This is a genomic window from Chitinophaga sp. 22620 (assembly GCF_052044405.1).
Classification (GTDB): domain Bacteria; phylum Bacteroidota; class Bacteroidia; order Chitinophagales; family Chitinophagaceae; genus Chitinophaga.
On sequence record NZ_JBQEMV010000002.1, the window covers coordinates 738,094 to 764,551 of the forward strand.

24 protein-coding genes are annotated in these 26,458 nt (G+C 55.6%); 9 read left to right on the forward strand and 15 right to left on the reverse strand.

The annotated features are described in order from the left end of the window. Positions 1 to 76: 76 nt before the first annotated feature. From egtD to ACTJIK_RS12780, 5 genes are read right to left on the reverse strand one after another with little or no spacing between them, the layout of a single operon-like run. The gene (gene egtD / locus ACTJIK_RS12760; protein WP_440646739.1) at positions 77 to 1,063 is read right to left on the reverse strand and encodes an L-histidine N(alpha)-methyltransferase; all 987 of its coding nucleotides are present in this window, start codon (positions 1,061 to 1,063) and stop codon (positions 77 to 79) included. A 24-nt stretch (positions 1,064 to 1,087) separates the two neighbouring features. Further along, entirely contained in the window at positions 1,088 to 2,263 is a 1,176-nt protein-coding gene (gene egtB, locus ACTJIK_RS12765) for an ergothioneine biosynthesis protein EgtB (protein WP_440646740.1), read from the reverse strand. After that, positions 2,263 to 3,813: an ABC transporter permease/substrate-binding protein gene (locus tag ACTJIK_RS12770; protein WP_440646741.1), complete on the reverse strand. Its 1,551-nt coding sequence runs from the start codon at positions 3,811 to 3,813 to the stop codon at positions 2,263 to 2,265. Before ACTJIK_RS12770 ends, egtB begins: the two co-directional genes overlap by 1 nt. Beyond that, positions 3,810 to 4,541: an ABC transporter ATP-binding protein gene (locus tag ACTJIK_RS12775; RefSeq protein ID WP_440646742.1), complete on the reverse strand. Its 732-nt coding sequence runs from the start codon at positions 4,539 to 4,541 to the stop codon at positions 3,810 to 3,812. The genes ACTJIK_RS12770 and ACTJIK_RS12775 overlap by 4 nt, the downstream gene beginning before the upstream one ends. Then, positions 4,534 to 5,907 (reverse strand): mercuric reductase, encoded by a 1,374-nt coding sequence (locus tag ACTJIK_RS12780; RefSeq protein ID WP_440646743.1) that lies wholly within the window; start codon positions 5,905 to 5,907, stop codon positions 4,534 to 4,536. Before ACTJIK_RS12780 ends, ACTJIK_RS12775 begins: the two co-directional genes overlap by 8 nt. Before the next feature lie 219 nt (positions 5,908 to 6,126). Here ACTJIK_RS12780 and ACTJIK_RS12785 point away from each other — a divergent pair, with 219 nt between their 5' ends. Further along, positions 6,127 to 6,861 (forward strand): sulfite exporter TauE/SafE family protein, encoded by a 735-nt coding sequence (locus ACTJIK_RS12785; protein WP_440646744.1) that lies wholly within the window; start codon positions 6,127 to 6,129, stop codon positions 6,859 to 6,861. A gap of 4 nt (positions 6,862 to 6,865) precedes the next feature. On the opposite strand, the gene moaA is transcribed toward ACTJIK_RS12785, so the two are convergent. Together moaA and ACTJIK_RS12795 are read right to left on the reverse strand one after the other, a co-directional pair. After that, positions 6,866 to 7,834 (reverse strand): GTP 3',8-cyclase MoaA, encoded by a 969-nt coding sequence (moaA, locus tag ACTJIK_RS12790; protein ID WP_440646745.1) that lies wholly within the window; start codon positions 7,832 to 7,834, stop codon positions 6,866 to 6,868. A 1-nt stretch (position 7,835) separates the two neighbouring features. After that, the gene (locus tag ACTJIK_RS12795) at positions 7,836 to 8,207 is read right to left on the reverse strand and encodes a DUF7009 family protein (RefSeq protein WP_440646746.1); all 372 of its coding nucleotides are present in this window, start codon (positions 8,205 to 8,207) and stop codon (positions 7,836 to 7,838) included. 55 nt (positions 8,208 to 8,262) lie between these two features. Here ACTJIK_RS12795 and moaD point away from each other — a divergent pair, with 55 nt between their 5' ends. Further along, a complete protein-coding gene (gene moaD, locus ACTJIK_RS12800; RefSeq protein WP_440646747.1) occupies positions 8,263 to 8,496 on the forward strand; it encodes a molybdopterin converting factor subunit 1 in 234 nt (77 codons plus the stop codon). A 10-nt stretch (positions 8,497 to 8,506) separates the two neighbouring features. Then, the gene (locus ACTJIK_RS12805; protein WP_440646748.1) at positions 8,507 to 8,923 is read left to right on the forward strand and encodes a molybdenum cofactor biosynthesis protein MoaE; all 417 of its coding nucleotides are present in this window, start codon (positions 8,507 to 8,509) and stop codon (positions 8,921 to 8,923) included. A gap of 17 nt (positions 8,924 to 8,940) precedes the next feature. On the opposite strand, the gene mobA is transcribed toward ACTJIK_RS12805, so the two are convergent. Then, positions 8,941 to 9,546 (reverse strand): molybdenum cofactor guanylyltransferase, encoded by a 606-nt coding sequence (gene mobA / locus ACTJIK_RS12810; protein WP_440646749.1) that lies wholly within the window; start codon positions 9,544 to 9,546, stop codon positions 8,941 to 8,943. 98 nt (positions 9,547 to 9,644) lie between these two features. Further along, entirely contained in the window at positions 9,645 to 10,133 is a 489-nt protein-coding gene (moaC, locus tag ACTJIK_RS12815) for a cyclic pyranopterin monophosphate synthase MoaC (protein ID WP_440646750.1), read from the reverse strand. A 38-nt stretch (positions 10,134 to 10,171) separates the two neighbouring features. On the opposite strand from moaC, the gene ACTJIK_RS12820 reads away from it, so the two are divergent. After that, positions 10,172 to 11,377, forward strand: coding sequence for a molybdopterin molybdotransferase MoeA (locus ACTJIK_RS12820; protein ID WP_440646751.1), 1,206 nt, complete (start codon positions 10,172 to 10,174; stop codon positions 11,375 to 11,377). Here the strand turns inward: ACTJIK_RS12820 and ACTJIK_RS12825 are convergent. The 5 genes from ACTJIK_RS12825 to nirB all read right to left on the reverse strand — a co-directional run bounded on the left by ACTJIK_RS12825 (position 11,370) and on the right by nirB (position 20,608). Continuing rightward, positions 11,370 to 12,824 carry a rubredoxin gene (locus ACTJIK_RS12825; protein ID WP_440646752.1) on the reverse strand — a complete coding sequence of 485 codons (1,455 nt, stop codon included), beginning with the start codon at positions 12,822 to 12,824 and terminating at the stop codon, positions 11,370 to 11,372. The genes ACTJIK_RS12820 and ACTJIK_RS12825 overlap by 8 nt on opposite strands. Beyond that, positions 12,793 to 16,314 (reverse strand): molybdopterin-dependent oxidoreductase, encoded by a 3,522-nt coding sequence (locus ACTJIK_RS12830; protein WP_440646753.1) that lies wholly within the window; start codon positions 16,312 to 16,314, stop codon positions 12,793 to 12,795. The genes ACTJIK_RS12825 and ACTJIK_RS12830 overlap by 32 nt, the downstream gene beginning before the upstream one ends. Before the next feature lies 1 nt (position 16,315). Next, positions 16,316 to 17,608 (reverse strand): NarK family nitrate/nitrite MFS transporter, encoded by a 1,293-nt coding sequence (locus ACTJIK_RS12835; RefSeq protein WP_440646754.1) that lies wholly within the window; start codon positions 17,606 to 17,608, stop codon positions 16,316 to 16,318. Between the two features lie 81 nt (positions 17,609 to 17,689). Then, positions 17,690 to 18,085, reverse strand: coding sequence for a nitrite reductase small subunit NirD (gene nirD / locus ACTJIK_RS12840; protein ID WP_440646755.1), 396 nt, complete (start codon positions 18,083 to 18,085; stop codon positions 17,690 to 17,692). Between the two features lie 15 nt (positions 18,086 to 18,100). Further along, positions 18,101 to 20,608: a nitrite reductase large subunit NirB gene (gene nirB / locus ACTJIK_RS12845; protein ID WP_440646756.1), complete on the reverse strand. Its 2,508-nt coding sequence runs from the start codon at positions 20,606 to 20,608 to the stop codon at positions 18,101 to 18,103. Positions 20,609 to 20,774: 166 nt separating this feature from the next. On the opposite strand from nirB, the gene cobA reads away from it, so the two are divergent. From cobA to ACTJIK_RS12870, 5 genes are all read left to right on the forward strand, one after another. Next, positions 20,775 to 21,551 carry a uroporphyrinogen-III C-methyltransferase gene (gene cobA / locus ACTJIK_RS12850; RefSeq protein WP_440646757.1) on the forward strand — a complete coding sequence of 259 codons (777 nt, stop codon included), beginning with the start codon at positions 20,775 to 20,777 and terminating at the stop codon, positions 21,549 to 21,551. Further along, positions 21,538 to 22,239, forward strand: coding sequence for a Crp/Fnr family transcriptional regulator (locus ACTJIK_RS12855; RefSeq protein ID WP_440646758.1), 702 nt, complete (start codon positions 21,538 to 21,540; stop codon positions 22,237 to 22,239). Before cobA ends, ACTJIK_RS12855 begins: the two co-directional genes overlap by 14 nt. Positions 22,240 to 22,351: 112 nt before the next feature. After that, positions 22,352 to 23,518: a mannonate dehydratase gene (gene uxuA, locus ACTJIK_RS12860; protein ID WP_440646759.1), complete on the forward strand. Its 1,167-nt coding sequence runs from the start codon at positions 22,352 to 22,354 to the stop codon at positions 23,516 to 23,518. 70 nt (positions 23,519 to 23,588) lie between these two features. Continuing rightward, positions 23,589 to 24,794, forward strand: coding sequence for a multidrug effflux MFS transporter (locus ACTJIK_RS12865; RefSeq protein ID WP_440646760.1), 1,206 nt, complete (start codon positions 23,589 to 23,591; stop codon positions 24,792 to 24,794). A 55-nt stretch (positions 24,795 to 24,849) separates the two neighbouring features. Then, positions 24,850 to 25,521, forward strand: coding sequence for an NAD-dependent epimerase/dehydratase family protein (locus tag ACTJIK_RS12870; RefSeq protein ID WP_440646761.1), 672 nt, complete (start codon positions 24,850 to 24,852; stop codon positions 25,519 to 25,521). Here ACTJIK_RS12870 and ACTJIK_RS12875 read toward each other — a convergent pair. Continuing rightward, positions 25,518 to 26,435, reverse strand: coding sequence for an NAD(P)/FAD-dependent oxidoreductase (locus ACTJIK_RS12875; protein ID WP_440646762.1), 918 nt, complete (start codon positions 26,433 to 26,435; stop codon positions 25,518 to 25,520). The two genes, ACTJIK_RS12870 and ACTJIK_RS12875, sit on opposite strands and share 4 nt — an antisense overlap. Between the last annotated feature and the right edge of the window lie 23 nt (positions 26,436 to 26,458).

A 26,458-nucleotide genomic window follows, 5' to 3' on the forward strand; every position in this document is an offset into this window, starting at 1 on the left:
CTTTATAGCAAGCAACAGCAATGCCGCTGTCAGTTTCACTTCGGGCTGGCCAGCGGCATTGCAATTTTATGGAACTTTAACGGCATTGCCACAATACGTCGGTAAACCAGCGTTTGCTGTCGTAAAACATCTCTGCCGGCTTGAACCCGCTGCGCGAGCCCAGTTCGTTGATCTCTTCCACGGTGTACTTCTGCGATATTTCCATGAACAAAGGTTCGTTCGCGGCGAAGCGGACCGTTTTCCCGGCGATATGAACGGCCTGTTCCTTCAGGCTGACCAGGAAACTTCTGCAGGCGCCGGTAAGCGGGTCGTAAGTGGGGAAGTGCGTGAATTGCGAAAGGTCGAAATCCCCGTCCAGCTCGCGGTTGATGCGCTCTAACAAATTAAGGTTGAAGGCGCGGGTGATGCCGGCCTTGTCGTTGTACGCATCCAGTATCGTTTGCGGGTTTTTGCGGAGATCGAAGCCGATCATCAGCAGGTCTCCGGGCTGCAATTGCTGCCGCAGCCGGGTGCAGAACTGCAGGGCTTCAGCAGGCGTGAAATTGCCGATGCTGGAACCCATGAACATCACCAGCTTGGGCCGCCCGGTAATCTGCCGCGCCGCCTGGAGCATGTCCATGTATTCCCCGTTCAGCCCCTGCACGGTAAGGCCGGGCAGCTTTGCCGGCAACGACTGTTGCAGCTGGGCAATAATGTTGCGGGAAATATCGATGGGGAAATAGGTATCCATGGCGCCAACGCGCAGTAATTCCTTCAGCAGGTAAAAAGATTTGGAAGCATCCCCCGCACCCAGTTCCACGAGATCGAATACCGGTGCGTGCTGCTGCAACGATTGTACGATCTGCCCGGCCTGCCCGCGCAGGATCTCCATTTCGCAGCGGGTGAGGTAATATTCAGGGCAATGCATGATCTGCTGGAATAATGCGTCGCCCGTGGCATCGTAGAAATATTTGGAATGCAGCCGCCTGGGCACTTCCTGCAATCCTTCCAGGACGTCTTTTTCGAATGCCAGCCGCTGTTTTTCGGAAATGCCGGTGCTGTGATATGCCAATGCTGTTCTCATCGATAATATTTTTTTGTGTTGGTGCTATAAAGTTTTAGCCAGCCGGATGCCTGAAAGCTGCCAGCGCATGGGTGCATGGAAAAAGTTCCGGTAAGTGGAGCGGCTGTGGCCTTTGGGCGTATAGGCTGAGGCGCCGCGCAGCACTTTCTGGTTCACCATGAACTTGCCGTTGTATTCGCCGATGGGCCCTGCCACCCGCTCAAAGCCGGGATAGGGGAGGTAGGCGCTTTCCGTCCATTCCCAGCAGCGGCCCCAGCTGAATTTATCCGCCGCGGCTTCCCATTCAAATTCGGTAGACAGGCGGAGCCCTTTCCAGGCTGCGTATGCCGCGGCTTCGTAAAAGCTCACATGGTGAACGGGATCGTCCGGCAGGATACTTTGCAGGCCTGATAAGGTGTAATGCTGCCACTGGCCGTCTATTTTATGCCAGTAGAGCGGCGCCTGTATGTCGTTGTTCTTCACCCAGTCCCAGCCTTCCGCGTGCCAGTGGGAGAAATCCTTATACCCGCCGCTGCGGATGAATTCAAGGTATTCGCCGTTGGTGACCAGCCCATTGGCTATGGCATATGGCTGCAGGTACACTTTGTGGCGGCCCAGCTCGTTGTCGTAACAAAAGCCGGGGCCGGAGAAACCTGCTTCATAAACGCCTCCGGGCATTTCGGTAAAGCCCTTTGGCTGTGCAGCTTCCTGTTCGCCGCTGTCTTCTTCAGAATAAGCGGGAAAAAGCGGGTTGTGGCCCAGGATGTATTTGATGTCGTACCACAACAGCTCCTGGTGCTGCTGCTCATGGTTGCAGCCCAGTATGAGGATGGTTTCGGCTTCAGGCGAAAGGGGCGCTTCCAGCAGCTGTTCCATGGCGGAATCGACGTAAGCGCGGTAACGGTAGACCTCCTCCACCGTGGGCCTGCTGAGATTGCCGCGCTGGGTGCGGATCACGCGGGCGCCGAGACTTTCGTAATAGCTGTTGAACACGAAATTGAAATTCGGATCGTATTCGGCGTAGCCGGGTAAAAAAGATTTTAATAATAATGTTTCAAAAAACCAGGTGGTATGGCCAAGGTGCCATTTGGGAGGACTGACGAACTCCACAGGTTGTACCACATAGTCCTCTTTCTGTAGCGGGCGGCATATGTCTTCCGTCCATTTGCGCACGCTCCTGTACTGTTGTAACAGTGGCGCCGCTGCGGTAGTAGTGATCATTACTGGTCTTTTTGCGTATTCAACAATTGCGTAAGGTTGGTGATGGTGCGGAGCTTCAATTCCTCCGCCTTCCCCCTCCTCATCATTAATGCGTATGCGTTGTTAAAGCCGATGGGCTTCAGCCAGGAAAGCCTGTATTTTTCCCTGAACTGCGCCTGGACGTATTCATAAACGCTGTCTTTATTTCTCAGCCGCTCCGTGAGCGGCGACTGTAATATGACTAATAAACCCGTACCGGTATATTCGGGATAAAGGTCTATCTGGTTGTTCGTTAATGCATCAAAACAAATTTTCGTGCCACCTAACCCGGTTTTAGAATCCACCCCCAGGTCTGTATGCCCCCGGATGAGCATTTTGTACATCTCGCAGAGGATATATTGCTCGGTGAATATCTTGGACCCGATGCGGACCAGGCCTTTATTCCCGGCGCGCGGCGGCAGCAGCAGGCGGTTTTCCTGTAAAAATGTCCGCGCTACCTGTTCCGGGCTCTGTTTCAGGTAATCGACCTTATAATTGAGATAGGTCATCACGGAGTCGTTGATCTTTCCGGCCAGCAGGTTGAGCGCGCCTTCCAGCTCGGGAAACTGTTCCAGCGCAGCCTGGCGCACCACCGGCGCGGCGTAATATGGCGGGAAGATGAATTTATCGTCTTCCAGTATCACGAGGTCGTACGCGCGGATGCGCCCGTCGGTACTATACCCGCTCACCACATCGAGCTTGTTCTCATGCAGCGCCTGGTACATCACCGCATCGTTTATCACGACGGTAGGGATGCGCAGGCCGTACACGCTTTTCAGGCCGAGGTAACCATCCTGCCGGCCCATGAATTCGGGCGTGAAACCTGCCAGCAGCTTGCCTTTGGTAGCCGCGGGCAGCATGGCGAAGCAAAGCACGGCGATACCCGCGCCGCCCAGCAGCAGCTTGTATTTCCTCCAGTTGGTCTTTTGGATGCGCGACAGCAGGAAGTCGAACAGCAGGGCGAGCAGCGCGGCCGGGATGGCGCCGGCCAGTATCATATTGGTATTATTGAGCGCGATGCCGCCGAAGATAAATTCTCCCAATCCCCCGGCTGCAATGTAAGCCGCCAGGGTAGCCACGCCCACATTGATCACCGCCGCTGTGCGGATGCCCGCGATGAGCACGGGCATAGCCAGTGGAAGCTCCACTTTAAAAAGCACCTGCCAGGGCGTCATGCCCATGCCTTTGGCGGCTTCTTTCACGGTAGCGTCCACCCCGGTAATACCGGTGTAAGTATTGCGGATGATGGGCAGCAATGCATACAGGAAAAGTGCAAAAATGGCGGGTTTCGGGCCAATACCCAGCAACGGTATCAGGAAGCCGAGCAGCGCAATGCTGGGAATGGTCTGCATGACGCCGGCAAACCCCAGCACCGCGCCGGAGAGCTTCTGCCTTTTAGCGACCAGGATGCCCAGCGGCACGCCTGCTGCAATGGCAATGGCCACGCTCACCAGGGTGAGATTGATGTGCGTGAGCGTTTGCTGCAGCAGCTTGTCGGACTGCGAGGCGAGGAATGCAAAAAATCCGTTCATGGTGCTTCGTATTGTCCTTTCAGGAAATTGCTTACAAATTCATTGGCCGGGCGGTCCCGCAGTTCTTCCGGGGTGCCAAGCTGTACTACTTTTCCTTTATCCATCAGGCAGATGCGGTCGCCCAGCGCAAAGGCGTCCTGTATGTCGTGGGTGACCATGATGATGGTCTTTTCCCTGAACTCGTCCAGCTCCGCGAATTCCTTCCGGATGCGGCGGCGGGTAACGGGGTCGAGCGCGCCGAAAGGCTCGTCCATCAATAACACCGGCGGGTCCGCCGCGAGCGCTCGGGCAAGGCCCACTCTCTGCTGCTGGCCGCCGCTCAGCTCGTGCGGGAACATATGCGCGTGGCTTTCACGGGTGAGGCCCAGCTTGGCAAGCAAAGCGCCCGTCCTTTCATGGATGCGTTGTTTGTCCCACTTTTCCAGTTTAGGTACGATAGCGATATTTTCTTCCACGGTGTAATGCGGGAACAGGCCGGTTTGCTGCATCACGTAGCCCATCTGGCGGCGGAGAAGTTCCGGTTTGAGATCGCGGGTGTTGGCGCCGCGGAAAAATACATCGCCGCCGTCAGGTTCCAGCAGGCGGTTGATCATGCGCAGCGTGGTGGTTTTACCGCAGCCGCTGGTGCCGAGCAGGATGAGGTTCTCGCCTTCCGCAACGGTAAAGGAAACGTCGTGCACGGCGGGCGTGCCGTTAAAATTCTTCCGGAGATGCCGTACTTCAATCATTATCGAGCGAAAGGAAAAGATTGTTTAAGGATTCTGAGAATGTGGGATGTGCGAACACGTTATCCCTCAGTTGTTCGTATGTAATACGCCCCATCATGGCCATTTGCAGAACAGACATGATCTCGCCGCCGCTGACGGACAGGATGGCTGCGCCGAGTATCTGTTTATTGTCCGCATTGATCACCGCTTTCATGAGCCCGCGTGTTTCGCCGGTCTCGATGCCTCTTGCTACTTTGCTGAGCGGCAGGTGCGCCACCTTAATCGTAAAGCCCTGTTTCAGCGCTTCTTTTTCGGTGAGGCCTATGCGGCCCAGTTCCGGGTCGGTGAACATGCAATAGGGCGTTAAGCGGTCTTTAATGGTCAATGCCTGGTTCTCTAAAATGTTGCGGGCCACAATAAGATGATCGTTATAGGAAATATGCGTAAAAGCGGGGCCCCCTTTCACATCTCCCAGCGCATACACGCCGGGGGCGGATGTTTCCAGCCGGTCGTTCACTTCAATGTGCCCGCCGGGGCCGGTTTTAACGCCTGCGGCGGAAAGATCCAGCTCTTCCGTGTTCGGTGCTCTGCCCGCGGCCACCAGCAGGTGGCTGCATGTAATGTGTTTTTCCTCTCCGTCGTGCATCAATGTCAGCTCCGTTGTCCCGTCTAATTTACGGGATACTTTGTTAACCGCGGCATTTGTAAGGAAAGTAACATTTTCTTCTTCAAGTACCTGCACGATAGCGGCCGCCACATCGTCGTCCTCATTGTTCAGCGGCGCGGCATTACGTTCCAGTAAGGTCACGCGGCTGCCGAAGCGGCGGAACATCTGCCCCAGTTCCATGGCGATGTAACCGCTGCCGAGTATGGCCAGGTGCGCCGGGATTTCTTCCAGGTCGAGGATGGTGGTGGAAGTGAGGTAACCTGCTTCTGCAAGCCCGGGTATACCAGGTATGGCGGGCCTTGCGCCTGTGTTGATGAAGATATGTTCCGCGGTGAGCGTTTCGCCGTTCACGGTGACGGTCTTTGGACCGGTGAAGCGGGCAGTTCCGTATATCACTTCAATGTTTGCCGTTTTTTGCAGCGATCGTTCAAGCCCTGAGCGGGAGCTGTCCACCACTTCATTTTTCTTTTGCATCACGGCAGGGAACGATAGCCGGGAAGGATCGGAGGGAATGCCGAATGCCTGCGCCTTCCGGGAAAGATAGCTGAGGCGGGCTGCGGCTATCATGGTTTTGGTGGGCGTGCAGCCGTCGTTCACACAGGTGCCGCCCACAAAACGTTTTTCGATGAGCGCGGTGCGGCGGCCGGCTGCGGCGAGCTTTTGGGCAAGCGGCGGCCCTGCCTGGCCGGAGCCGATAATGATTGCGTCTAATGTCTTCATAAAACCGTTTTGCAGGCGTGTAAATCTAGTATAACAGGTACGGACCGTGCAATGTTCATACCATGGATTGGGAGGTATGGAGAATGGGAGTGGTGAACATACGGGATGCATATTATTTAAACTTATGTTCCAGGGCGGAAAGGAAGCTAAGAGAGAGCCAGGTAAGCGGAAGTTAAAATTGTATCGTCATGCCTGAAAGGGATATCGTATTTTGCAAAAATGATCTTCGAACTCTGCCTGATATTTTTTCTCATTGCATTGATCTATTCCTCTGCGGGCTTCGGCGGCGGATCCAGTTACCTGGCTCTGCTGGCTTTGTACGGTATCGGTTTCCAACTGGTGAAATCCACGGCGCTGATCTGCAATGTGGCCGTTGTGGCCGGCGGTGTGTGGCAGTTCCATGCCAGCGGGCAATTGCCCTGGAAGAAGGCTTTGCAGCTGAGTGTTTTCAGTATACCCATGGCGTTTATCGGCAGCTATATGCCGGTAAAGCGGGAAACATTTTTCCTGTTGCTGGGCCTGGCGCTGGTGCTGGCGGCAGCTTTGATGGGCATGAAGCTGATCAGGGAAAAACAATATGCGGTGAGGGAAAGGCGCGGCTGGCAGTTTTCCGCGGTGGGCGGAGCGATCGGTCTTTTATCGGGTGTCACAGGCATCGGTGGCGGTATTTATCTCGCGCCGGTATTGCGGCTGGGCAGGTACGATTCTCCGAAACATATTGCGGGACTGTGCAGTTTTTTTATTCTCGTCAATTCCCTCGCGGGTTTGCTGGGGCAGTGGGCTAAAAGCGCCGTGGTGTTCGAGGCCGGCGTTACGCTGCCTTTGCTGGCGGCGGTTATCATTGGAGGGCAGATTGGATCAAGACTGAGCGCTTCCCTGCTGAAGCCGCGCTGGGTGGAAGTGGCCACGGCCGTGCTGATCCTGTATGCGGGTATCAGGCTGCTGGTGAAGTAAGCGCTCAGCCGCCGATGGCAGACATACTTTCCATTATGCTGCGCGCATTGGCGCGTTCCGCCTGGAAGCCGTCCGCATGTTTGTTTGCAATGGCGGTCCTGATCTCATCGGTCAATACATCATTTGAAATTCCTTCTCTTATCAGATCGCGCACATTCAGCGCATCATGGCCGTATAAACAGGTTTTAAGCCCGCCGGTGGGCGTAATGCGCAGGCGGTTGCAGGTGCCGCAGAACGTTCTGCTGAATGCAGGTATCACGCCGATATTCCCTTTATGACTGGCTATGCTGTAATTCAGCGAAGTGCTGCCGGGCGCGTCGGGGAGCTTGTGCAGGGGGAATGTTTCCCCGATATGATCCAGTATGCGGCGGTAATTCCATTCTATGCCGGAGAAGCCGTTGCCCTGGCCGTTGAAGGGCATTTCTTCAATGAACCTTACGGATACCGGGTATTGTTCCGTTAAAGCGGTGAAAGCCGCCAGTTCGTCTGTATTCACGTTGTTCATGACCACCATGTTGATCTTCACTTCCATATCGTGCTCCAGCAATGCTTGCAGCGTATGCATTACGGCGGCAAACTGGTCGCGGCGGGTGATCTGCCGGAAACGTTCCGCATGCAGCGTATCGAGGCTGAGGTTCACTTTACGGATGCCAAGTTTGCGCAAGGCCGGCACGAACGGCGCGGTGAGCACGCCATTGGTGGTGATGGCGGTTTCGCAATAGCCGGTGAGCACTTCCAGCAGCGAAAGCAGATCCTTACGCAGGAAAGGCTCTCCGCCTGTAATGCGTATCCTTTGCACGCCTTCGGCGGCCAGCACCTGCACGATACGGGCGATCTCCTCATAAGTGAGCAGTGCGGCGCGGTCCAGGAACTGCATCTTTTCCGGCATGCAGTAAGTGCAGCGGAGGTTGCAGCGGTCGGTGACCGCAAGGCGCAGGTAGTTGATGGGCCGGTTGTGTTGGTCAGTCAGCATATCAGCAGTTTTTCCCCGCATCGGGGTTCTCGAAGGCCTGGCTGTCGTCTTCGTCACGAACCGTCAGGCATTTGAAATCTTTTTCCACCAGTATTTTCAGCAGGGAACCGTCCGGGTTTTCAAATTGGTGGTCAAATCCAACTTCCGCAGGCTCCAGCATGCGGGTGAACCAGGCAGCTGGTATGCTCAGGTGCACGCCGTCGCTTTCCAGCTTAATAGCGGGTGCGCCGATATCGCGCGAACGTATGCAAAAATGCAGCTTGCCTGCGCCGATATGGGTGTGTTCTTCTGTTTTGCCTGTTTCCTGCAACCTGGTCACATCCGCCTGGTCCAGCCGGTAACGGATGCTGTTCCCCCTGATCCTGATCTTCATATTGAATATTTTTGTTGGCAAAAAAATGCTTGTGTTATTGTAGCTTTATACTGTCATGAGAATTATGTTTTTCGGTATCACGAAAGAGCTGGCGGGCGGCGCGTCGCTGGAGGTTGCGGAGAGGTTCGCAACGGTGGGCGAGTTCCGTTCCTGGCTGGGCCTGCAATACCCTTCTATGCTGAACCTCAGGAAAGTGATGATAGCGGTGAACAAAGCGTATGCAAACGATGAGCAACCGTTGGCGGAAAGCGATGAAGTGGCCGTTATCCCACCTTTGAGCGGCGGGTAAAAATTACGAGATGGAATCATTGATTAAAATTGTTTCGGACATACGCACGGAAGAAGCCATCCGCTTCGTGGAAAGCCCGGGAAGCGGGGGCATTGTCACTTTTATCGGCACCGTGAGGAACCAGACGATGGGAAAGCCCGTGCAGAAGCTTTTCTTCGAGAGCTACGAACCCATGGCCCTGCTTGAAATGGAAAAGATCGCACAGCAGGCTGCCCTGCAATGGAACGTGCAGCGTATCGCCATTATTCACGCCACCGGCGAAAAGCTGCCCGGCGAAGAAGTAGTGGTGATCGCGGTGGCTGCCCCGCACCGTGCGGCGGCTTTTTCCGCCTGCCAGTTCGCCATCGATACGCTCAAGGAAACTGTTCCCATCTGGAAACAGGAATTCTTTGAAGACGGCGCTGTGTGGGTGGCGGCGCATCCCTGATATGCATCTCTCATTCCTCATTTCAGTTTCTCCTTCGCATTTTCCATTTCTTCCGGTGTGTTGGCATTGTATTGTTCGCGCCGGTACGGGTTTTCCAGCAACACCACGTCGAGGCCGGCCAGCGTTTTACGCGGACAGGTCTTGCCTTCCCTGAAATCCGTTTCCAGCTGCGCCAGCGCAGCGGGTTCCCAGATCGCGATCAGCGGTTCGGGCTGTTCGTTGTAGGGGCTGATGAAGGAAGTAGCGGGCCGCTGGGTTTGCCGTTTTTCCAGCAACAGGGCAATGCTTTGCTCGCTGATCAGCGGCAGGTCGCAGGCCAGCACCAGCCAGGACGCGGCCGGGTCGTGCGCATGGGCGCTGAGCAGCCCGGCAGACGGGCCAGCGCCTTCGATGCTGTCGAAGATAATGTTTTTGCAGCCCGGGAACTTTTGTCCCTCGCGGGCGGATAGCCATACTTCGGGTACAAATCCTTTCAGCAGCCCGTATAGATATTTCCACTGCGGTTGCCCGTGATAGTCGATCATGCTTTTATCCTGCTGCATGCGCAGGCTTTTCCCGCCGCACAGCACCAATCCTTTAAGCGCCATGTTTACCTCCTTTTTTTCCGGTGAATTTTGTTTCACGAAGCACAATGTTTTTGTTTATGCTTCTTTCCGCTATGGACTTTGTTTCATAAAGCCCAATGTTCTTGCTTATGCTTGTGCCCGCTATGGGCTTTGTTTTATGAAGCGTTATGATCACGTTTGCCTCCCGTTTTTACAATGAGCTTTGTATCGCGGATCACCATTTCCATAGAAAGCGCTTTGCACATATCGTAAACGGTGAGCGCGGCTACGCTGGCGCCCGTGAGCGCCTCCATTTCCACGCCGGTTTTGCCATGCGTTTTCACCGTGCAGCGGATCACCGCCTCTTCGCCTTCCAGCGTGACAGTTACGCTGCAATGATCCAGCAGCAGCGTATGGCAGAGCGGGATCAGCTCCGGCGTTTTTTTGGCGGCCATGATCCCGGCGATAATGGCGGTTTGGAACACAGCGCCTTTTTTCGTCACCAGCTCTTCGCCGCTCATGCAATTGCGCACCGCGGCGGGCAGAAACACCCGGCTTTCCGCTATAGCCGTTCTTTCCGTGTCGGCCTTGCCGCCAACATCCACCATATGCGGACGGTCCTGCCCGTCCAGGTGGCTGAACGCCGTATTTGACGCATTGCTCATAATTGAATAAATTTATCGTAACTAAAATCGTTTATCGCATGATGTCTGTTCCGGATGCTTTTAAAGCAGTAATGGCCGTTGTGAAAGACACGGGCGCCACCACTGTGTTGCTGGAAGCGGCTGCCGGCCGCATTTTGCGCGAGCAGGTGATCGCAGACCGGCCTTTTCCTCCCTACGACCGTGTAACGATGGACGGCATTGCCATTGCATACGACAGTTATGCCCGCGGCCAGCGGGTATTCGGGCTGGAAGACGTGCAGGCTGCCGGTATGCCCCGCATGCAGCTGGCCAATCTGGCGGACTGTATGGAAGTGATGACCGGCGCCATCCTGCCCGAGCTCACCGATACGGTGATCCCTTACGAACATCTTCAGCAAACAGAGCATGAAGGGTTCAAACGTTTTACGATCGAAAAGGAAGTGCAGGCCGGACAGAACATTCATGCCGAAGGCAGCGACGTTCCGGCGGGGAAAGTATTGCTGGGCCCCGGTGTACGCATCGGCCCGGCGGAAGCCGGCGTGCTGGCCAGTGTGGGAAAAGCGGAAGTGAAAGTGAGCAAACTGCCCCGTATTTACCTGGTGGCCACCGGCGACGAGCTGGTGGAGATACGTTCCATGCCGGAACGGCACCAGGTACGTATGTCCAACGTTTACAGCATTGCCGCGGCCCTGCATGCGCTGGGCATTCCCGCGGATATCATCCACCTGCGCGACGAGCCGCACAGCATGGAACAGCAGCTCCGGCCCCTGCTCACCAAATCGGATGTGCTGATATGTACGGGTGCTGTTTCTGCCGGTAAATTCGATCATCTGCCACAAGTATTGGAGCGCTGCGGCATGCAGCGCGTGTTTCATAAAGTTGAACAGCGGCCCGGGAAGCCCTTCCTGTTCGGTACCATTCCCGACGGGCCGGTGGTATTTGCTTTGCCGGGAAATCCTGTTTCCGTACAGCTTTGTTTTTACCGTTATATCCAGCCCTGGCTGCTGGCCTGCCTGCATCATACGCCGGAAGAACAGCTGTTCGCCGCGCTGGAAACGGACGTAAAATTCGACAAACCCCTCACTTATTTTCTGCCGGTGCAATTACAATATGCGCCCGGCGCCCGTATTACCGCCCGTCCCGTCACTTACGGCGGCTCCGGCGATATGGCTTCGCTGCTGCATGCCAATGCGTTTATGGAGCTTCCTCCCGAACCGGGAACATTCCCTGAAGGATCGGTGTTCCCGGTATGGAAATTCAGGTGAGCGGCACAGTCAGTGCGGCCAAAGCCACCGGTGTGAATTCCCGGACGGGTGTTTCACAAATGTAACAAGAATAATCCTCCGGCAAAGCTGTTACAGGCGTACCCGCCGCAATTCCCCGCCCGGCGTCTCCTGCTGTTTCATCATAAATGCTCAGGCAGGAAGGGCACTGGTGCACGGTTTTTTCTGAATTTATGTCAACCGGTATGGCCTTTTGCCCGGAAACATACTCCTGTAGCACGTTCCACTCGGTTCCTTTTTCGTAATAATGCCTGCACAACGACGCGATATACGGCCCCAGGTGCTCTTTCAGCACCTCGCTCCGGTAAGGTATCAGCTGGTGTGTGTTGGGATTGAAATCCGGCGTATACAGTACGTCATACCGCTGCAGGTATTTGAGCTTGCTGCGGTGTTTGTTCTCCTGCCGCCTGATCACAATGGAGCCGAAGTGATGTTTGCCCATATCCAGGCTGATATTGAAGCACAGGCCGTAAGTGCGCACGTCAGCCGTATCGAAATGGCGGATGATGTGGCGTTTCAGGATCAGGCTGTCCTCGCAATGGTCCGCCACCTGCCAGTTCAGCTCATTGGCCGCATGCCGCACATTGATGCCGTGCTTGCCGAGAATATAATCCCAAAGCTTGCGGTGCGCGGGTTCAATGTTTTTGATGATGACAGACTTCCAGGGCGTTGCATAAAACTGCCCGATGCCGGTTTCCAGGCAAACGGAGCAGATATCTTTCAGGAAAGCCACGTCAAAGACCTCGTCGCGACGGTAGATCCCCAGCCAGTATTGATTGTCGTGGCGGTTAAAACCTTCGTAATAAGGAAGGTGAAAAGCCGGCAGTTCCAGTTCCCTGTCAATTTCGCGGCTGATGCAATCCAGCGTGGTACTGAGCAGGGATGCGGGATTTTGTTGCTGCAGGATCTGCGTTTCCAGCATGGCGCTCACCTGCGGGATGCTGTTGGTGTAGATCAGCCGCGACCAGCGCCAGGTGTCGGTTTGACCGGGATAGCGTACGTACAGGTACCAGTAATGCGGATGCGGCGACGCGATCCAGTTGAGATGGCCGCTGAACAGCGGTACGAATGTCTGGCGGCTGTCGCAGATATTGACCTTCAGCTGCGGCTGCGCCAGGGTGTCGAAAATATCTTTGTAAATGCCCTCTGTGAGCCATGAATCAGTGATGAAGATGCCCGCGGCAGCGTAGGAGCTGATGATGTTGGGCGCGGAGAGGTCCAGGTGAAATTGAATTTCTTTCTGCCGGCAGACCGTTTCGAAAGTATCGAAGTTCTTATAAGGCACCTGTAAAAACAGCTGCTGGCGGAGGCCGAAGCGCACATCTTCCACCCTGGCGGCTTCCGCTGCTTCCAGGATTTCCTGCAAATAGCCGGGCGATATGATGCCCCCGGTGAAATTAAACCGTACCAGATGTGATTGCTTGGCCATGATGAGTGGTTTTAATGGAAGGAAGCGCCTGTTCCAGCAGCCTCAATACTTCAGGGCGGCAGCTTCCGCAGCCCATGCCCGCGCCGCTGGCACGGCAAACGCCGTCCAGGTCCGTATGCCCGCCCCTGATCGCTTCTTTGATATTGCCATCGCCCACGTTGCCGCAGGAACAGATGAGCTTGCCCAGCACCGGCGCGCCTTTTTTGCCCGAGCGGAGCAGTTCCAGCCGCTTGTCAGACAGCTCCGTTTTCTGCCGGATGAGGTCGCGGAATTCCGCCAGCTCGCTTTTATCGCCGATGAGGATGGCGCCTACCAGCTTGTCCTGGTGGATGATGCATTTTTTATAATAACGTTTTGCTTTGTCGATGAATATCACTTCTTCATAAGCAGGATCGCCGGGCGTTTCCACCATACCGAGCGAGCAGAGGTCCATGCCCTGCACCTTCAGGATGTTGATGAACAGTGAACCTTCGTAATAACCGGAGATGTCGCCGTTGAGGAAACGCGCCACCACGGCGGCTTGTTGCTCCGCGGCGGCGGTGATGCCGTACAGCACGTTTTCGAACGCGGCTATCTCGCCTATGGCAAAAATAGAGGGGTCGCTGGTTTGCAGGTATGGGTTCACCACCACGCCGCGGTTGCATTCCAGCCTGGCGGCCTGCGCCAGCTCAATGTTCGGTATGGTGCCGATGGAAAACACAACAGCCTGGCAATCGATGTAGCGGCCGCTTTTCAGGCGGATGCCTTCTACCTGCCGGGTGCCGGAGAACTGTTCTATTTCATCGTTGAAAAATATTTCGATATCCCTTTCTTTCAGCTCTTCACTGAGCAGCTGCGCGCCGAGCGCATCCAGCTGGCGGTCCATGAGCCGCGAGGTGCGCTGGATCACGGCCACGCTGATATTCATTTCCCGGAGCGAAGCGGCAAGCTCGATGCCCAGCAGGCCGCCGCCGGCGATCACCACTCTTCCTTTTTCCGGGGAGATGTGCTGCATGAAATCGTCCGCATTCCTGCGGGTGCGCATGGTGAAGACGCCGTTCATTTCCGGCGTGTCCTTAAGCGTGGCCGCCCTGCTGCCGGTAGCGAGGATGAGCACGTCGTAATCGTGCACAACGCCTTTGCTGTCTGTCACCTGCTTGCGTTCCCGGTCTATATGCTCAACGCTTATGCCGCGGTGCAGGGTGATGTTGAGCGATGCTTCTTCCGTGTCTGACATCTTCACCAGCTGCGCCCACTGCTGGGCGCCGCTGATGTAGTCCGGCAGCATAACGCGGTTATAAAAAGGCAAGTCTTCCTTACTGAATACGGTGATGGGATCGGTCCGGTTCAAACCGCGGTAGGAGCGCACAAAGCCGCATGCGCCCGCACCTGCGCCGATCACGACGATCTTCTGCAAAGGTTTGCTGTATTTCGCTACTTCCACGGCGGCAAACTTCAGGTCCGGCTGGCGGGAGATGGGATCGGTGAGGTTATTGGTAAGATTGTTCGCCCGGTTCAGGTCGTTCTGTAATATCTTGCCCCAGTGCATGGGCAGGAAAACCACGCCGGGCTTGATGTCTCTGCTGATCTTTGCTTTCACGCGCACCTGTCCGCGCGGGCTGGTCACTTCCACAAGATCGTCCTGCCGGATGTTGCGGGCTTCCGCATCGTCCGGGTGGATTTCGAGGAAGGATGATGCGATATGCTGTTTGAGCTTGCTCACCTTTCCCGTTTTGCTCATGGTATGCCACTGGTCGCGGATGCGGCCGGTGGTGAGGATGAGCGGGAAATCCTCGCCGGGCGCTTCGGAAGTGTTCCCGTCGCTCACGGTGTGGATTACGGCTTTCTGGTGTTTGGTGTAAAAAAGGTGGTCGGTGAAGAGGCGGGCGGTGCCCTGGCCGTTGTTATAAGGCCATTGAATACTTCTCCGCTCCTGTAATATTTTGTAGGAAAGCCCGCTGATGTCTATGCGCGTACCGGCGGTGAGCCTGCAATGTTCATCGTATATCTCGCCGGGATTCGTGTAGTCAAACCCGTTATATCCCATCTTTTGCGCGAAGCGGCAGATGATCTCTGCGTCGGGCAGGGCTTCGCCGGGCGGCTCGGTGATCTTTGCCAGGTAGCTGATGCGGCGTTCGGCATTGGTCATGGTGCCTTCTTTTTCCGCCCAGGCCGCCGCGGGAAGTATTACATCCGCGTACTTCAGCGTTTCTGGTTTGGAGGAAATTTCCTGTACTACTACAAAGCTGGCTTTCTGCAAAGCTGCTTCCATGGCGCGTGCGTCGGGGAGGGAAATGAGCGGGTTGGAGCCCATGATCCAGATGGCTTTCAGGCTGCCTTTCTCCAGGGCGGCGAACATGTCTGTAGCAGTCAGCCCAGGCTTGTCGGAGATCGTAGTGCCGCCCCAGAATGCCTGTACTTCTGCCCGGTGGGCCGGATCGTCCAGCAAACGGTGCGCGGGCAGCAGGTTGGCGAGCCCGCCGGTTTCTCTTCCGCCCATGGCGTTCGGCTGCCCGGTGAGCGAAAATGGCCCATTGCCGGGCTTGCCGATCCTGCCGGTGATAAGGTGGAGATTTATAAGGCTGAGATTCTTGGAAACACCAACGGCACTCTGGTTCAGCCCCATGGTCCACATGGTCATGAACCCGCCGGAAGCGCCGATCATGGCTGCTGCTTCGTAAAGCTGCTGCTCCGGGATACCGCAGATGATGGCGGCTTCTGCAATGCTGCGCTGCATTACGGCATCCCGGTATCGTGCAAACCCTTCGGTGTGCTGGTGTATAAAATTTTTATCGGTATGGCCCTGCTCTATGAGCAAACGGCCGATGGCATGATGTAATACGATGTCTGTACCCGGGTTAAGCTGAAGGTGCAGGTCTGCCGCCGCGCAGCTCTGCGTAACGCGCGGGTCGCTCACTATGATGCGGAGCGCGGGATTGGCAGCTTTGGCGGCTTCTATCCTGCGCCAGAGGATGGGATGGCACCAGGCGGGATTGGCGCCTGCGACAAAAATGCAGTCTGCCAGCTCAATGTCGTCGTAGGTGCCGGGCACTGCATCTTCGCCCAGCGACATTTTGTAGGCGGCCACGGCGCTGCTCATGCAGAGGCGCGAGTTGGTGTCTATGTTATTGCTGCCGATGAAACCTTTGATCAGTTTATTGACGACGTAATATTCTTCGGTAAGGCACTGGCCGGAGGCGTAGAATGCCACGGCATCCGGGCCGTAGCGGCGGATGATGCTTCTGAAAACCGCGGCCGCCCTGTCCAGCGCCTGGTCCCAGGAAACTCTCATCCTCGGAGCGTTGCGGTGGTAGCGCATTTCAGGGTGAAGCAGCCGGTCGCTGGTGTCCATCACGGTGTAGTGCAGGTTCATGCCTTTGGAGCAAAGCATGCCCCGGTTCACAGGATGGTCTTTGTCGCCTTCGAGACTGAGTTTCCCCTGCCTGTCGCGGTGAACAACGATCCCGCATCCTACGCCGCAGTAGCAACAGGTGGTTTTGAAGCTGGACATATTATTGCGTGATAAGGTTTGGAACCCTGCGCGCGGCGGGTTCTTTGGAAAATCCCGTGAACAGTACGATGCAGCCGGTGGCTATCACTGCGTAAGCGATCCAGGTGAAAGCCTGTTCGTAGGAAATATTATCTGCCTTGAAAAGAAAGCCGAACAGCATGCCGCCGAGGTTGCCGCCTGCGCCCACAATGCCGCTCACCAGGCCCACATTTTTCTTGTCTATGAAAGGTACAATTCCGTACGTGGCGCCATTCGCCATTTTCAGGAACAATGCAAAGCCGATCATGGCAATGATGGCCAGTTTCAGGCTGCCTGCTCCTGCAAAGAGCAACAATCCCCCGCCTTCGGCCAGCAGCACAAAGGCAAGCAGTATGCCTTTCCCTTTCAGTCCCTGTTTCAGCCCGACGCGGTCGGAAACAAAGCCGCCCAGTGCGCGGGCAAACAGGTTCATCAACCCGAATATGCCGGCCCAGAACCCTGCGCTGCTTTGGGAAAGATGGTACGTATCCACGAAGTGAAGGGAAGCGACGTTATCGAAAGTGATCTCCATGCCGAAGCACATGGCGTATGCGAGCATTAATGCCCATACGCGCCAGTCTTTGAGCACAGACCAGTCGGTCTTGCCTTTTTCGGTGTCGCGTTCTATCTCGTCGTAATTACCTGCCGGTGTGTCTTTGGTATATTTATGATAAAGGAAGGCTGCGCCCAGCATCATCAATCCCGGCACGATCATGGCCAGCCGCCACGATTGCCCGGCGGTGTAGCCGAAGCCCATGATGGCCGCGAATATGAGCGGCATCACGATATTGGTAACGCCTCCGCCCAGGTTGCCCCAACCGCCGGTGATGGCGTTGGCCGTGCCTTTGATATTGGCGTCGAACATCATGGAGGTATGGAACTGCGTGATCACGAAGGAAGCGCCGATGGTGCCGATAGCCAGCCTGAACAGCAGGAATGTGGTGTAATCGTGCGCGAGCCCCGCGAGGAACACCGGGATGGAACCGAACAGCAGCAGGCGCACGGCGGTTTTGCGCGGGCCCCAGGTATCGCAGAGGCGGCCGATGATGAGGCGCGCGATGATAGTGCCCGATACGGATGCGATCATAACGTTGCCCACCTGCGATTTGGTAAGCCCAAGGTCCGCCCGGATGGTAGGCATCAACGGCGCAAGGCCGAACCAGCCGAAGAAACAGACGAAGAACATCAGCCAGGTGATGTGGAAGGTGCGCATCTGCACGGTGGCAAGACTGAAAAGCGAGAGTTTGCGGAGGGGTTCCTGTAACGGATTTTTCATGTAAATTTGAGAAATTTTAAGTGAGCCAATCAATTTAAAATCCAGAAGCCCAGCCAGTCTGCAAACTGCCGGGTTTCGCTTTTACAGTGCTTCCACCGTTACCAGCACATCCGCTTCCACACCGGCCTGTATGCCGATGTACACGCGGTCGTCCTCCAATCTTACCGGGTATACTGTTAATGAGCATTCATGTTCGTCGCTGAGGCAGCGCCCGTCTGCCAGGGAAAATGTTTTTTTGTGAAAGGGGCAGGCTACCTTCGGCTCGCCCTGGTGCGTGCCCGTCATGCCGCGGCTGAGCGCCATCTGGCGGCGGTGCGGGCAGAGGTTTTGCGTGGCATACCAGCTGTTGCTGCGCGAGAAATAGAACAGCGCGATCTGTTCGTCTTTGTACTTGATGCAAACGCCGCCGTTCTGCGGCACATCAGTTGTTTTACAGGCAAAGAACCAGGTAATGGCGGTTGAGCTGATCGTTGACATAATCGGTGAGTTTGGTTATTTCCAGTCCGCTGCTTTTTTCTGCTCGCGGAGCGTTTCAAATTTTACGGTCGGATCTTTTTCTTCAGGCGCATTGATGAAGTGCGAGAATTTCTTCCGCAGCTCGGGACTGTCCACCACTTCTTTCCATTCGCATTTATAATTGTCCACCAGCAGCTGCATTTCCGCTTCGAGTGACTCGGCAATGCCCAGGCTGTCGTTCACCACTACGTTGCGCAGGTAGTCGATGCCGCCTTCCAGCTTGTTCAGCCAGGTGGCGGTACGGGTCAGCGGGTCGGCGGTTTTGATGTAAAACATGAGGAAGCGGTCTATGTAGCGGATGCAGGTTTCGCTGTCCAGGTCCTGCGCAAGCAACAGCGCGTGCTGTGGCTTGGAGCCGCCGTTGCCGCATACGTAAAGGTTCCAGCCTTTCTCGGTGGCGATGATGCCGAAGTCTTTGGACTGTGCTTCCGCGCATTCCCTGATGCAGCCGGATACGGCGCTTTTGATCTTGTGCGGCGCGCGCAGCCCGCGGTATCTTTCTTCTATGCGGATGGCGTAGCTCACGCTGTCGTGCAGGCCGAAGCGGCACCAGGTGGAACCGACGCAGCTTTTCACGGTCCTCAGCGCTTTGCCGTAAGCGTGGCCGCTTTCAAAACCGGCATCAATGAGGGCTTCCCAGATGGCGGGCAGGTCGCCGAGGTGCGCGCCGAACATATCGATGCGCTGGCCGCCGGTGATCTTGGTATATAAATTATATTCTTTGGCAATGGTGCCGATCACGATGAGCTTTTCGGGCGTGATCTCGCCGCCGGGGATGCGGGGCACCACGGAATAGGTGCCGCCTTTCTGGATGTTGGCGAGGTAACGGTCGTTGCTGTCCTGCGCGGTATCGTTGCCCTTGGCGAGGATCATGTCGTTCCACAGGCTGGCCAGTATGGAGCTGATCACGGGTTTGCATACTTCGCAGCCTTCACCGTGACCGTAATGGTCCAGCGCTTCGTCGAAGGAGCGGAGTGATTTTACTTTGATGAGGTCCAGCAGTTCCTGGCGGGAGTAGTCGAAGTGCTCGCACACCACGTTGCGGATGTATTTGCCCTGTGCCTTCATGGTGGCGGTGATGAGGTCTTTCACCATGGGTGTGCATCCGCCGCAGCAGGTGCCGGCTTTGGTGCATTTTTTTACGGCGTCGAGGGTTTCGTTGCCGGCCTCTACCGCCTGGCAGATGGCGGCTTTGGTGATGCTTTCGCAGCTGCAGATCACTGCTTCGTCAGGCAGCGAGTCCACTCCGGCGCCGGCGGGTGCGGCCCCGTTGCGGGGACCCAGCAGTACGTCGGCAGGGTTGGGAGGGAGGATAATATTGTTCTTGCAGGTTTGCAGCAGCATGTTATAAGCGTCGGCGTTCCCGATGAGGATGCCGCCGAGTAGGTATTTCCCGTCCTGCGAAATATTGATGCGCTGGTAAACCCCGCTGATGCTGTCTTCCATCACGATGCTATGGCTCTGGTCCGGGGCGGTGAAGGGATCGCCGAAGCTGGCCACGTCCACGCCGATCAGTTTCAGCTTGGTGCTCATATCGAAACCGGTGAAGGCCTTTTGCGAAGCTGCCGCATCAATGATATGCGAAGCGGCCACTTCCGCCATTTCGTAACCGGGTGCCACCAGGCCGTAGATCATACCATTATATAATGCACATTCGCCCACGGCATAAATGGAGGGGTCGCTGGTTTGCAGCAGGTCGTTCACCACGATGCCGCCGCGCGGCCCGGTTTGCAGGCCGCAGGCCGCTGCCAGCTCGTCGCGCGGTTTGATGCCGGCGGAGATCACCAGCATGTCCGCATCCAGGGCAGTGCCGTCTGAGAACTGGAGGCCGGTGATGGTTTCCTCACCGAGAATGGCGGAGGTGTTTTTACCGGTGAGCACTTCCAGGCCCAGGCTCTGCAGTTTGGTCTGCAATACAAAGGATCCTTTATCGTCGATCTGCCGGGGCATAAGCCTTGGCGCGAATTCGATCACGCTGGTGCGTGTAATGCCGAGGTCCAGCAGGGCCTTGGCCGCTTCCAGCCCCAGCAGGCCGCCGCCGATCACGGCGCCGCGGGTGGCGCGGGGAGCGTAATCCTTCATCAGCTCCAGGTCTTCGATGGTGCGGTAAATAAATACGCCTTTTTTATCTGTTCCCGCTATATTGGGTACAAAAGCGGCGGAGCCGGTGGCCATCACGAGAAAGTCGTAAGGTTCGGTAATGCCTTTCAGGGAAGTGACCGTTTTTTGTGCCCGGTCAATTATATGAACAGGGTCGCCAAGGTGAAGGGTGATGTTTTGGGAAGCGTACCAGCTGGCTGGCGCGAGGGAAAGGTCTTCCGCGGATTTGCCGGCAAAGTACTCGCTGAGGTGTACCCGGTCGTACGCCGGAAGGGTCTCTTCGCCAAAAATGACGATCCGGGCGGTGTTTGTGCCAAGTTTTTGTGTGATCTTCTCACAGAATTTATGGCCGACCATGCCATTACCAATTACTACGATCTTCATACTAAAGATATATTAATAAATAATTAATATAATTGAAATCAGCTTTAAAAACGTAGAAATTGAATTAGGTGTATGATCTATATCATAAATTTACGGCAAAATGTTTTAATTTTAGGTATGATTAGGTCAATAATAGTTATATAAATTTTATCATAATGTGTTTTCTATGCCAAAACCTGCTTTATCTTTAATCGGAGCCGGCCCCGGAGATCCGGAGATGATCACGCTCAAAGCCATCCGCGCTCTGGCTACAGCTGATGTTGTATTATACGACGCCCTGGTGAACCCGCAGCTGCTGGAATACGCCACCAAACCGGCTGTGCTTCGTTTCGTAGGCAAACGGTACGGCTGCCATGCGCTCTCCCAGGAGGAGATCAATGAGCTGATCATCAGTTCCGCCCGTGAGTATGGCCATGTGGTCCGGCTGAAAGGAGGCGACCCCTTCGTGTTCGGCAGAGCGGTGGAAGAGATTGAAGCTGCTTCCCGGGCAGGCATACCGGTAAAAGTAGTGCCCGGCATTTCCAGCGCGCTGGCCGTACCGGCCATGCAGATGATCCCGCTCACGAGCAGGGGCGTGGCGGAAAGCTTTTGGGTAACCACCGGTACCACGCGCAGCGGCGACATTTCGGGAGACGTGTACCTGGCGGCCCAATCCACCGCCACCGTGGTGATCCTGATGGCCATGAGCCGCATCGGCGCCATCATGGATATCTTCCGGGAAGCGGGCAAGGGTTCCGTGCCCGTGGCGGTCATTCAGAACGGCACTACGGACCAGGAACGGATCATTACGGGCGCCGTTTCGGATATCGCCACTGTGGCGGAAGCGCAGGGCATCGAAAACCCCGCTATTATAGTGGTGGGTGAAGTGGTGAAGTGGCGGGAACAACTGGCCGGCATGATCGCCGCCGGCGCAGACAGGCAGATAATATATGAAGAAAGATAAACAGGGCTGCGATACCAGTATCTGCATGGTGTGCCGCCTTTGCATGAAGGAATGGCTGCCCGCGGTGGAGGCAAACAGCATGCATTTTACATACCGGAAAGGGCAGGAACTGTTCCGGGAAGGAGACCCCGTGAAAGGGATCTTTTTCATCTATAAAGGCAGCGTGAAGGTGCACAAGCACTGGGATGAAGGCAAGGAGCTGATCGTCCGTTTCGCGAAAAAAGGCGATATCGTCGGCCACCGCGGCATCGGGCTTGAGCCGGTGTACCCGGTTACGGCCACCGCGCTGGAAACGGTAACGGTGTGTTATTTCGATATTGCGTTCTGGGAGGCTTCGCTGAAAGTGAACCACCAGCTGTTATATGAACTGATGCTCTTCTACGCCAGGGAATTACAGGAATCGGAAAGAAAGATGCGCAACCTCGCCCACATGCCGGTGAAAGGAAGGATCGCCCAGGCCCTGGTTTCACTGGAAAAGAAATTCGGCAGGAATGAGAACGGGTTCATCGACTTCGCTTTGTCGCGGCAGGACCTTGCTTCTTACACCGGCGCCACTTACGAAACCACGTTCAGGATGTTGCAGGAAATGATCCAGGAGCACCTGATCGTCATGTCCGGCAAAGAGATCGCCGTGGCGGACCGGGCCCGGCTCCTGCTTTTGTGCGAGCTGCCTGCGGGCAAAACATGAATTACATCGTTGTAGCGGCGGATTCTGACAACCGTTCCGTTTTTTTTCAGATATTGGCGCAGTAATAAAAATTCCACGGGGCCGCTAAGGCCCGATGCTAAACTTTCTGCACATGTCAATGGAACAAACAATGCGTTGGTTCGGGCCCAACGATCCTGTCAGCTTATGGGATATCCGGCAGGCAGGCTGCTCCGGCGTTGTAACGGCGCTTCATCACATTCCCCCCGGCGAAATATGGACCGTTACCGAGATCAACCGCCGGAAAGCCATGATAGAAGCCGCCGGCATGCGTTGGTCCGTAGTCGAAAGCCTTCCTGTGCATGAAGATATCAAACGGCAGACCGGCGATTTTACCCGTTTCATCGAAAACTACAAGACGAGCCTGCAAAACCTCGCCAAATGCGGCATTACCGTGATCACGTACAATTTTATGCCGGTGATGGACTGGATGAGGACGGACATTGCCTATGTAATGCCTGATGGCAGCCGCGCCCTGTATTATGAACGCAACGCCTTCATCGCCTTCGACCTCTACCTGCTCAAAAGGCCCGGCGCCGAAAAAGATTATACCGAAAAAGAAATGGCCGCCGCACGGCAACGCCTGCACGAAATGAGCGATGCTGAAAAAGAGACGCTCTTTCACAACGCCCTGCTGGGCCTGCCCGGCAGCGACGACCGGTTTACGCCCGAAGCCGTTCTTGCCGCGCTCGGTAAATACGCCCACATCAACGCGCAACAGCTCCGCGAACATCTTTTTCATTTCCTGCGCGAAGTGGTGCCTATTGCGGAATCCCTCGGCCTCAGCCTGGCCATTCACCCGGACGATCCGCCGTATCCCTTGCTGGGCCTGCCCCGCATCGTAAGCACGGAAGCTGACCTGGAGGCGATCCTGCGGGCGGCGCCTTCGCCCGCCAATGGTCTGTGTTATTGTACCGGTTCATTAGGCGTGCGGGCAGACAATGACCTGCCCGGCATCATCCGCCGGCATGGAGATCATATCCACTTCATTCATCTCCGCAATATCCGCCGCGATCAAAACGGCAATTTCTATGAAGCGGACCACCTGGATGGCAATGTAGATATGTACGCCGTGGTGACCGAGCTAACGCGGGTGATGCAGCGGAGAAATATTTCCCTGCCCATGCGTCCCGACCATGGACACCAGATGCTGGATGATCTTCAAAAAACAACCTATCCCGGATACAGCGCCATCGGGCGTTTGAAAGGGCTGGCGGAGATACGCGGGCTGGAGTACGGCATCCTGCAACAACAACGGTAATTATACAGTGATCAATTAATTCTATGTTCAAAGCCGGATATTCTGCTGATCTTTGCGGAAATTTCCGGCTTTGAAACGTTCGACCTATTTTTTTCTGATCCTGATACTCGGAAGCCTTACTGCCCTCGGCCCTTTTACCATAGATATGTACCTGCCCGGCTTCGGCGCCATTGCTGAAGATCTCCATACGGATGTATCCAGCGTAGGCCTCACTTTATCCAGCTATTTTATTGGTATTTCCGCCGGGCAGTTGCTGTATGGCCCGCTGCTGGACCGGTTTGGCCGCAAAAAGCCGCTCTACATCGGCCTGCTGGCTTACATCCTCGCGTCCATCGGCTGTGTGCTGACGCAGAATATAGACCAGTTCATTATCCTGCGTTTCTTCCAGGCCATCGGCAGCTGTGCGGCCACCGTGGCAGCTATGGCGATGGTGCGCGATATCTTCCCGGTGAATGAGAATGCGAAAGTATTTGCCCTGCTCATGCTGGTAGTGGGCGCTTCGCCTATGATAGCGCCAACGGCGGGCGGTTACGTGACCACTGCTTTCGGCTGGCATGCCGTGTTTATCATTCTTACGGTAATGGGCATACTGATGCTGCTGGCCAGCATCTTCTGGCTGCCGGAAAGTTACAAGCCGGATACCACCATGTCTCTCAAGCCCGGGCCAATCATCCGCAACTTCTGGCAGGTGATGAAGGAGCCGCAGTTCTACACCTACACGCTCACCGGCGCGATTGCGTTCTCCGCTTTGTTCGCTTACGTATCTGCTTCTCCCAAAGTATTTATGGACGTGCATCACGTGGACAAAAAAACTTTCGGCTGGATATTCGCCGCGCTGTCTGTCGGTTTTATCGGTTCCAGCCAGGTGAATACCCTGGCGCTGCGGAGGTTTACCAGCGAACAGATATTGCCGGTAGCGCTGGGCGTCCAATCCCTGGTGGGCTTGTTTTTTATATTTGGCGTAATGAACGGCTGGCTGGACCTTTGGGGCACGCTGGCGGTATTGTTCGTGCTGCTGTGCTGCCTTGGTTTTGTGAACCCCAATACGGCCGCGCTGTCGCTGGCTCCGTTTGAAAGGAATGCGGGCAGCGCTTCTTCGCTGATGGGCGCATTGCAGATGGGCGTTGGCGCGCTGGCTTCTGTATTTGTAAGTCTTGATGAAGCGAACAGCGCCATGCCGCTGGCTTTGGTAATGACGGCGGCCGCAATGGCGGCGCTGGCAGTGTTGCTGGTATGCCGCCGGACCATTGGCCGTACGGAGACGGCTGAAGCCTGAGCACAGGATGGTTCCGGGAAAAAAAGCATAATTTTCCGCCACAAACAAGCAGCATATGCCTGACAAGATCCATGCGATCATCACCGGTGTTACCGGGATGGTAGGAGAAGGGGTGCTTCACGAATGCCTGCAACACCCGGCAGTAGAGAGCGTCCTCATCGTCAACCGCAAACCTTCCGGCTTCAGTCACCCGAAGCTGAAAGAGATCATCCACGAAGATTTTTACAACCTTGCGCCGCTGGCCGGCGAGCTGACCGGTTACAACGCCTGTTTCTTTTGCCTTGGCGTAAGCGCCATCGGTAAAGATGAAGTAACGTATTACAAACTCACGCACACGCTCACGCTGCATGCGGCCGAAGTAATGTGCCAAGCGAGCCCCGAAATGACTTTCTGTTATATTTCCGGTTCTGGAACGGACAGCAGCGAACGCGGCAGGGCTATGTGGGCGCGGGTGAAAGGCAAAACAGAGAACGACCTGATGCGGCTCCCGTTCAGGCAGGTGTATGCATTCCGCCCGGGTTACCTGCATCCCACCAAAGGTTTGAAGAACACGAAACCTTACTACCGGTATTTGAGCTGGATGTTTCCCTTCTTCCGCACGCTCTTTCCTTCATTTGTGGGCACCCTGGCGGAGCTGGGGCAGGCCATGATCAAAGTTGCGCAGCATGGTTACAGCAAAAAGGTGCTGGAAGTAAAAGATATTTACAAAGTGGCGAACGGCGCTTAAGCTTCCGCTTCAAAATCTTCCGCGCAAAGCTGGGAATTGCACGCAGCAGCGGCGGTATGCCCGCCGGATGCGGCTACTGCTACCTGGTGCAGTCCGTCGTGACTGATATCTCCCGCTGCAAATACGCCAGGGACGGTAGTTTCGTACATCGCATTCACCACTATGGAGCCTGCTTCCGAAAGCTGGCAGCCCAGCTGTTTTGCCAGTTCGTTCTGGAAATGCAATTTTTCGGAGCGGTAATACGCCGCTTTTTTCTGGATAGAGCTGCCGTCAGTAAAGGAAATTCGGATGCCTTCACCTTCTCTTTGCAGCGATGTTATGGGCGTTTCGATAATGGAAAATCCTTTGCGTTTGAACTTCTCTGTTTGCTCGGCGCTTAATGTGGACGGGCCATTGGTAAGGAATACCAGGTCTTTGTTCAGCTTCGACACCATCATGGCATAATGCCAGGCGTTATCCCCGTTCGAAATAATAGCTACCGGTTCGCCCTTCACTTCCCAGCCGTGGCAGTAAGGGCAATGGAACACGGCATTGCCCCAAAGCTCCTGCATGCCGGCAATCCCGGGCAGGGTATCTTTCACGCCGGTGGCGATGATAATTCTTCTCGCGCTGATGCGTTCGCCGGAAGCGGCCGTCAATACAAAACCTTCCGCTGTTTTTTCAGCGGATGCGATGGTGAGCGGCTGCAGTTCAACGGAAGGGTACGGCACAAGCTGTTCCCTTGCGATGCGCAACAGTTCCGAGGGCGGAACGCCGTCGCGGGTGAAGAAGTTGTGCGCGTGCGCGGCGGGTTTGTTGCGCGGCGTACCATTGTCAAATACGATCGTGGGCCTGCCAAAGCGCCCCAATGTGAGAGCGGCGGACAATCCTGCGGAAGAACCGCCGATAATGGCGGCGTCATATGCTGTATTCATCGGGTAAAGGTAGGCAGATGTAC

Coding starts and splice junctions, on each gene's coding strand:
- ACTJIK_RS12825 (WP_440646752.1), bottom strand. CDS start 12,824: ATGGCCAAGCAATCACATCTGGTACGGTTTAATTTCACCGGGGGCATC.
- ACTJIK_RS12835 (WP_440646754.1), bottom strand. CDS start 17,608: ATGAAAAATCCGTTACAGGAACCCCTCCGCAAACTCTCGCTTTTCAGT.
- ACTJIK_RS12775 (WP_440646742.1), bottom strand. CDS start 4,541: ATGATTGAAGTACGGCATCTCCGGAAGAATTTTAACGGCACGCCCGCC.
- ACTJIK_RS12805 (WP_440646748.1), top strand. CDS start 8,507: ATGGAATCATTGATTAAAATTGTTTCGGACATACGCACGGAAGAAGCC.
- nirD (WP_440646755.1), bottom strand. CDS start 18,085: ATGTCAACGATCAGCTCAACCGCCATTACCTGGTTCTTTGCCTGTAAA.
- ACTJIK_RS12870 (WP_440646761.1), top strand. CDS start 24,850: ATGCCTGACAAGATCCATGCGATCATCACCGGTGTTACCGGGATGGTA.
- uxuA (WP_440646759.1), top strand. CDS start 22,352: ATGTCAATGGAACAAACAATGCGTTGGTTCGGGCCCAACGATCCTGTC.
- moaC (WP_440646750.1), bottom strand. CDS start 10,133: ATGAGCAATGCGTCAAATACGGCGTTCAGCCACCTGGACGGGCAGGAC.
- moaD (WP_440646747.1), top strand. CDS start 8,263: ATGAGAATTATGTTTTTCGGTATCACGAAAGAGCTGGCGGGCGGCGCG.
- egtB (WP_440646740.1), bottom strand. CDS start 2,263: ATGATCACTACTACCGCAGCGGCGCCACTGTTACAACAGTACAGGAGC.
- ACTJIK_RS12780 (WP_440646743.1), bottom strand. CDS start 5,907: ATGAAGACATTAGACGCAATCATTATCGGCTCCGGCCAGGCAGGGCCG.
- ACTJIK_RS12875 (WP_440646762.1), bottom strand. CDS start 26,435: ATGAATACAGCATATGACGCCGCCATTATCGGCGGTTCTTCCGCAGGA.
- moaA (WP_440646745.1), bottom strand. CDS start 7,834: ATGCTGACTGACCAACACAACCGGCCCATCAACTACCTGCGCCTTGCG.
- ACTJIK_RS12830 (WP_440646753.1), bottom strand. CDS start 16,314: ATGTCCAGCTTCAAAACCACCTGTTGCTACTGCGGCGTAGGATGCGGG.
- ACTJIK_RS12820 (WP_440646751.1), top strand. CDS start 10,172: ATGATGTCTGTTCCGGATGCTTTTAAAGCAGTAATGGCCGTTGTGAAA.
- ACTJIK_RS12785 (WP_440646744.1), top strand. CDS start 6,127: ATGATCTTCGAACTCTGCCTGATATTTTTTCTCATTGCATTGATCTAT.
- cobA (WP_440646757.1), top strand. CDS start 20,775: ATGCCAAAACCTGCTTTATCTTTAATCGGAGCCGGCCCCGGAGATCCG.
- egtD (WP_440646739.1), bottom strand. CDS start 1,063: ATGAGAACAGCATTGGCATATCACAGCACCGGCATTTCCGAAAAACAG.
- ACTJIK_RS12795 (WP_440646746.1), bottom strand. CDS start 8,207: ATGAAGATCAGGATCAGGGGGAACAGCATCCGTTACCGGCTGGACCAG.
- ACTJIK_RS12855 (WP_440646758.1), top strand. CDS start 21,538: ATGAAGAAAGATAAACAGGGCTGCGATACCAGTATCTGCATGGTGTGC.
- nirB (WP_440646756.1), bottom strand. CDS start 20,608: ATGAAGATCGTAGTAATTGGTAATGGCATGGTCGGCCATAAATTCTGT.
- ACTJIK_RS12770 (WP_440646741.1), bottom strand. CDS start 3,813: ATGAACGGATTTTTTGCATTCCTCGCCTCGCAGTCCGACAAGCTGCTG.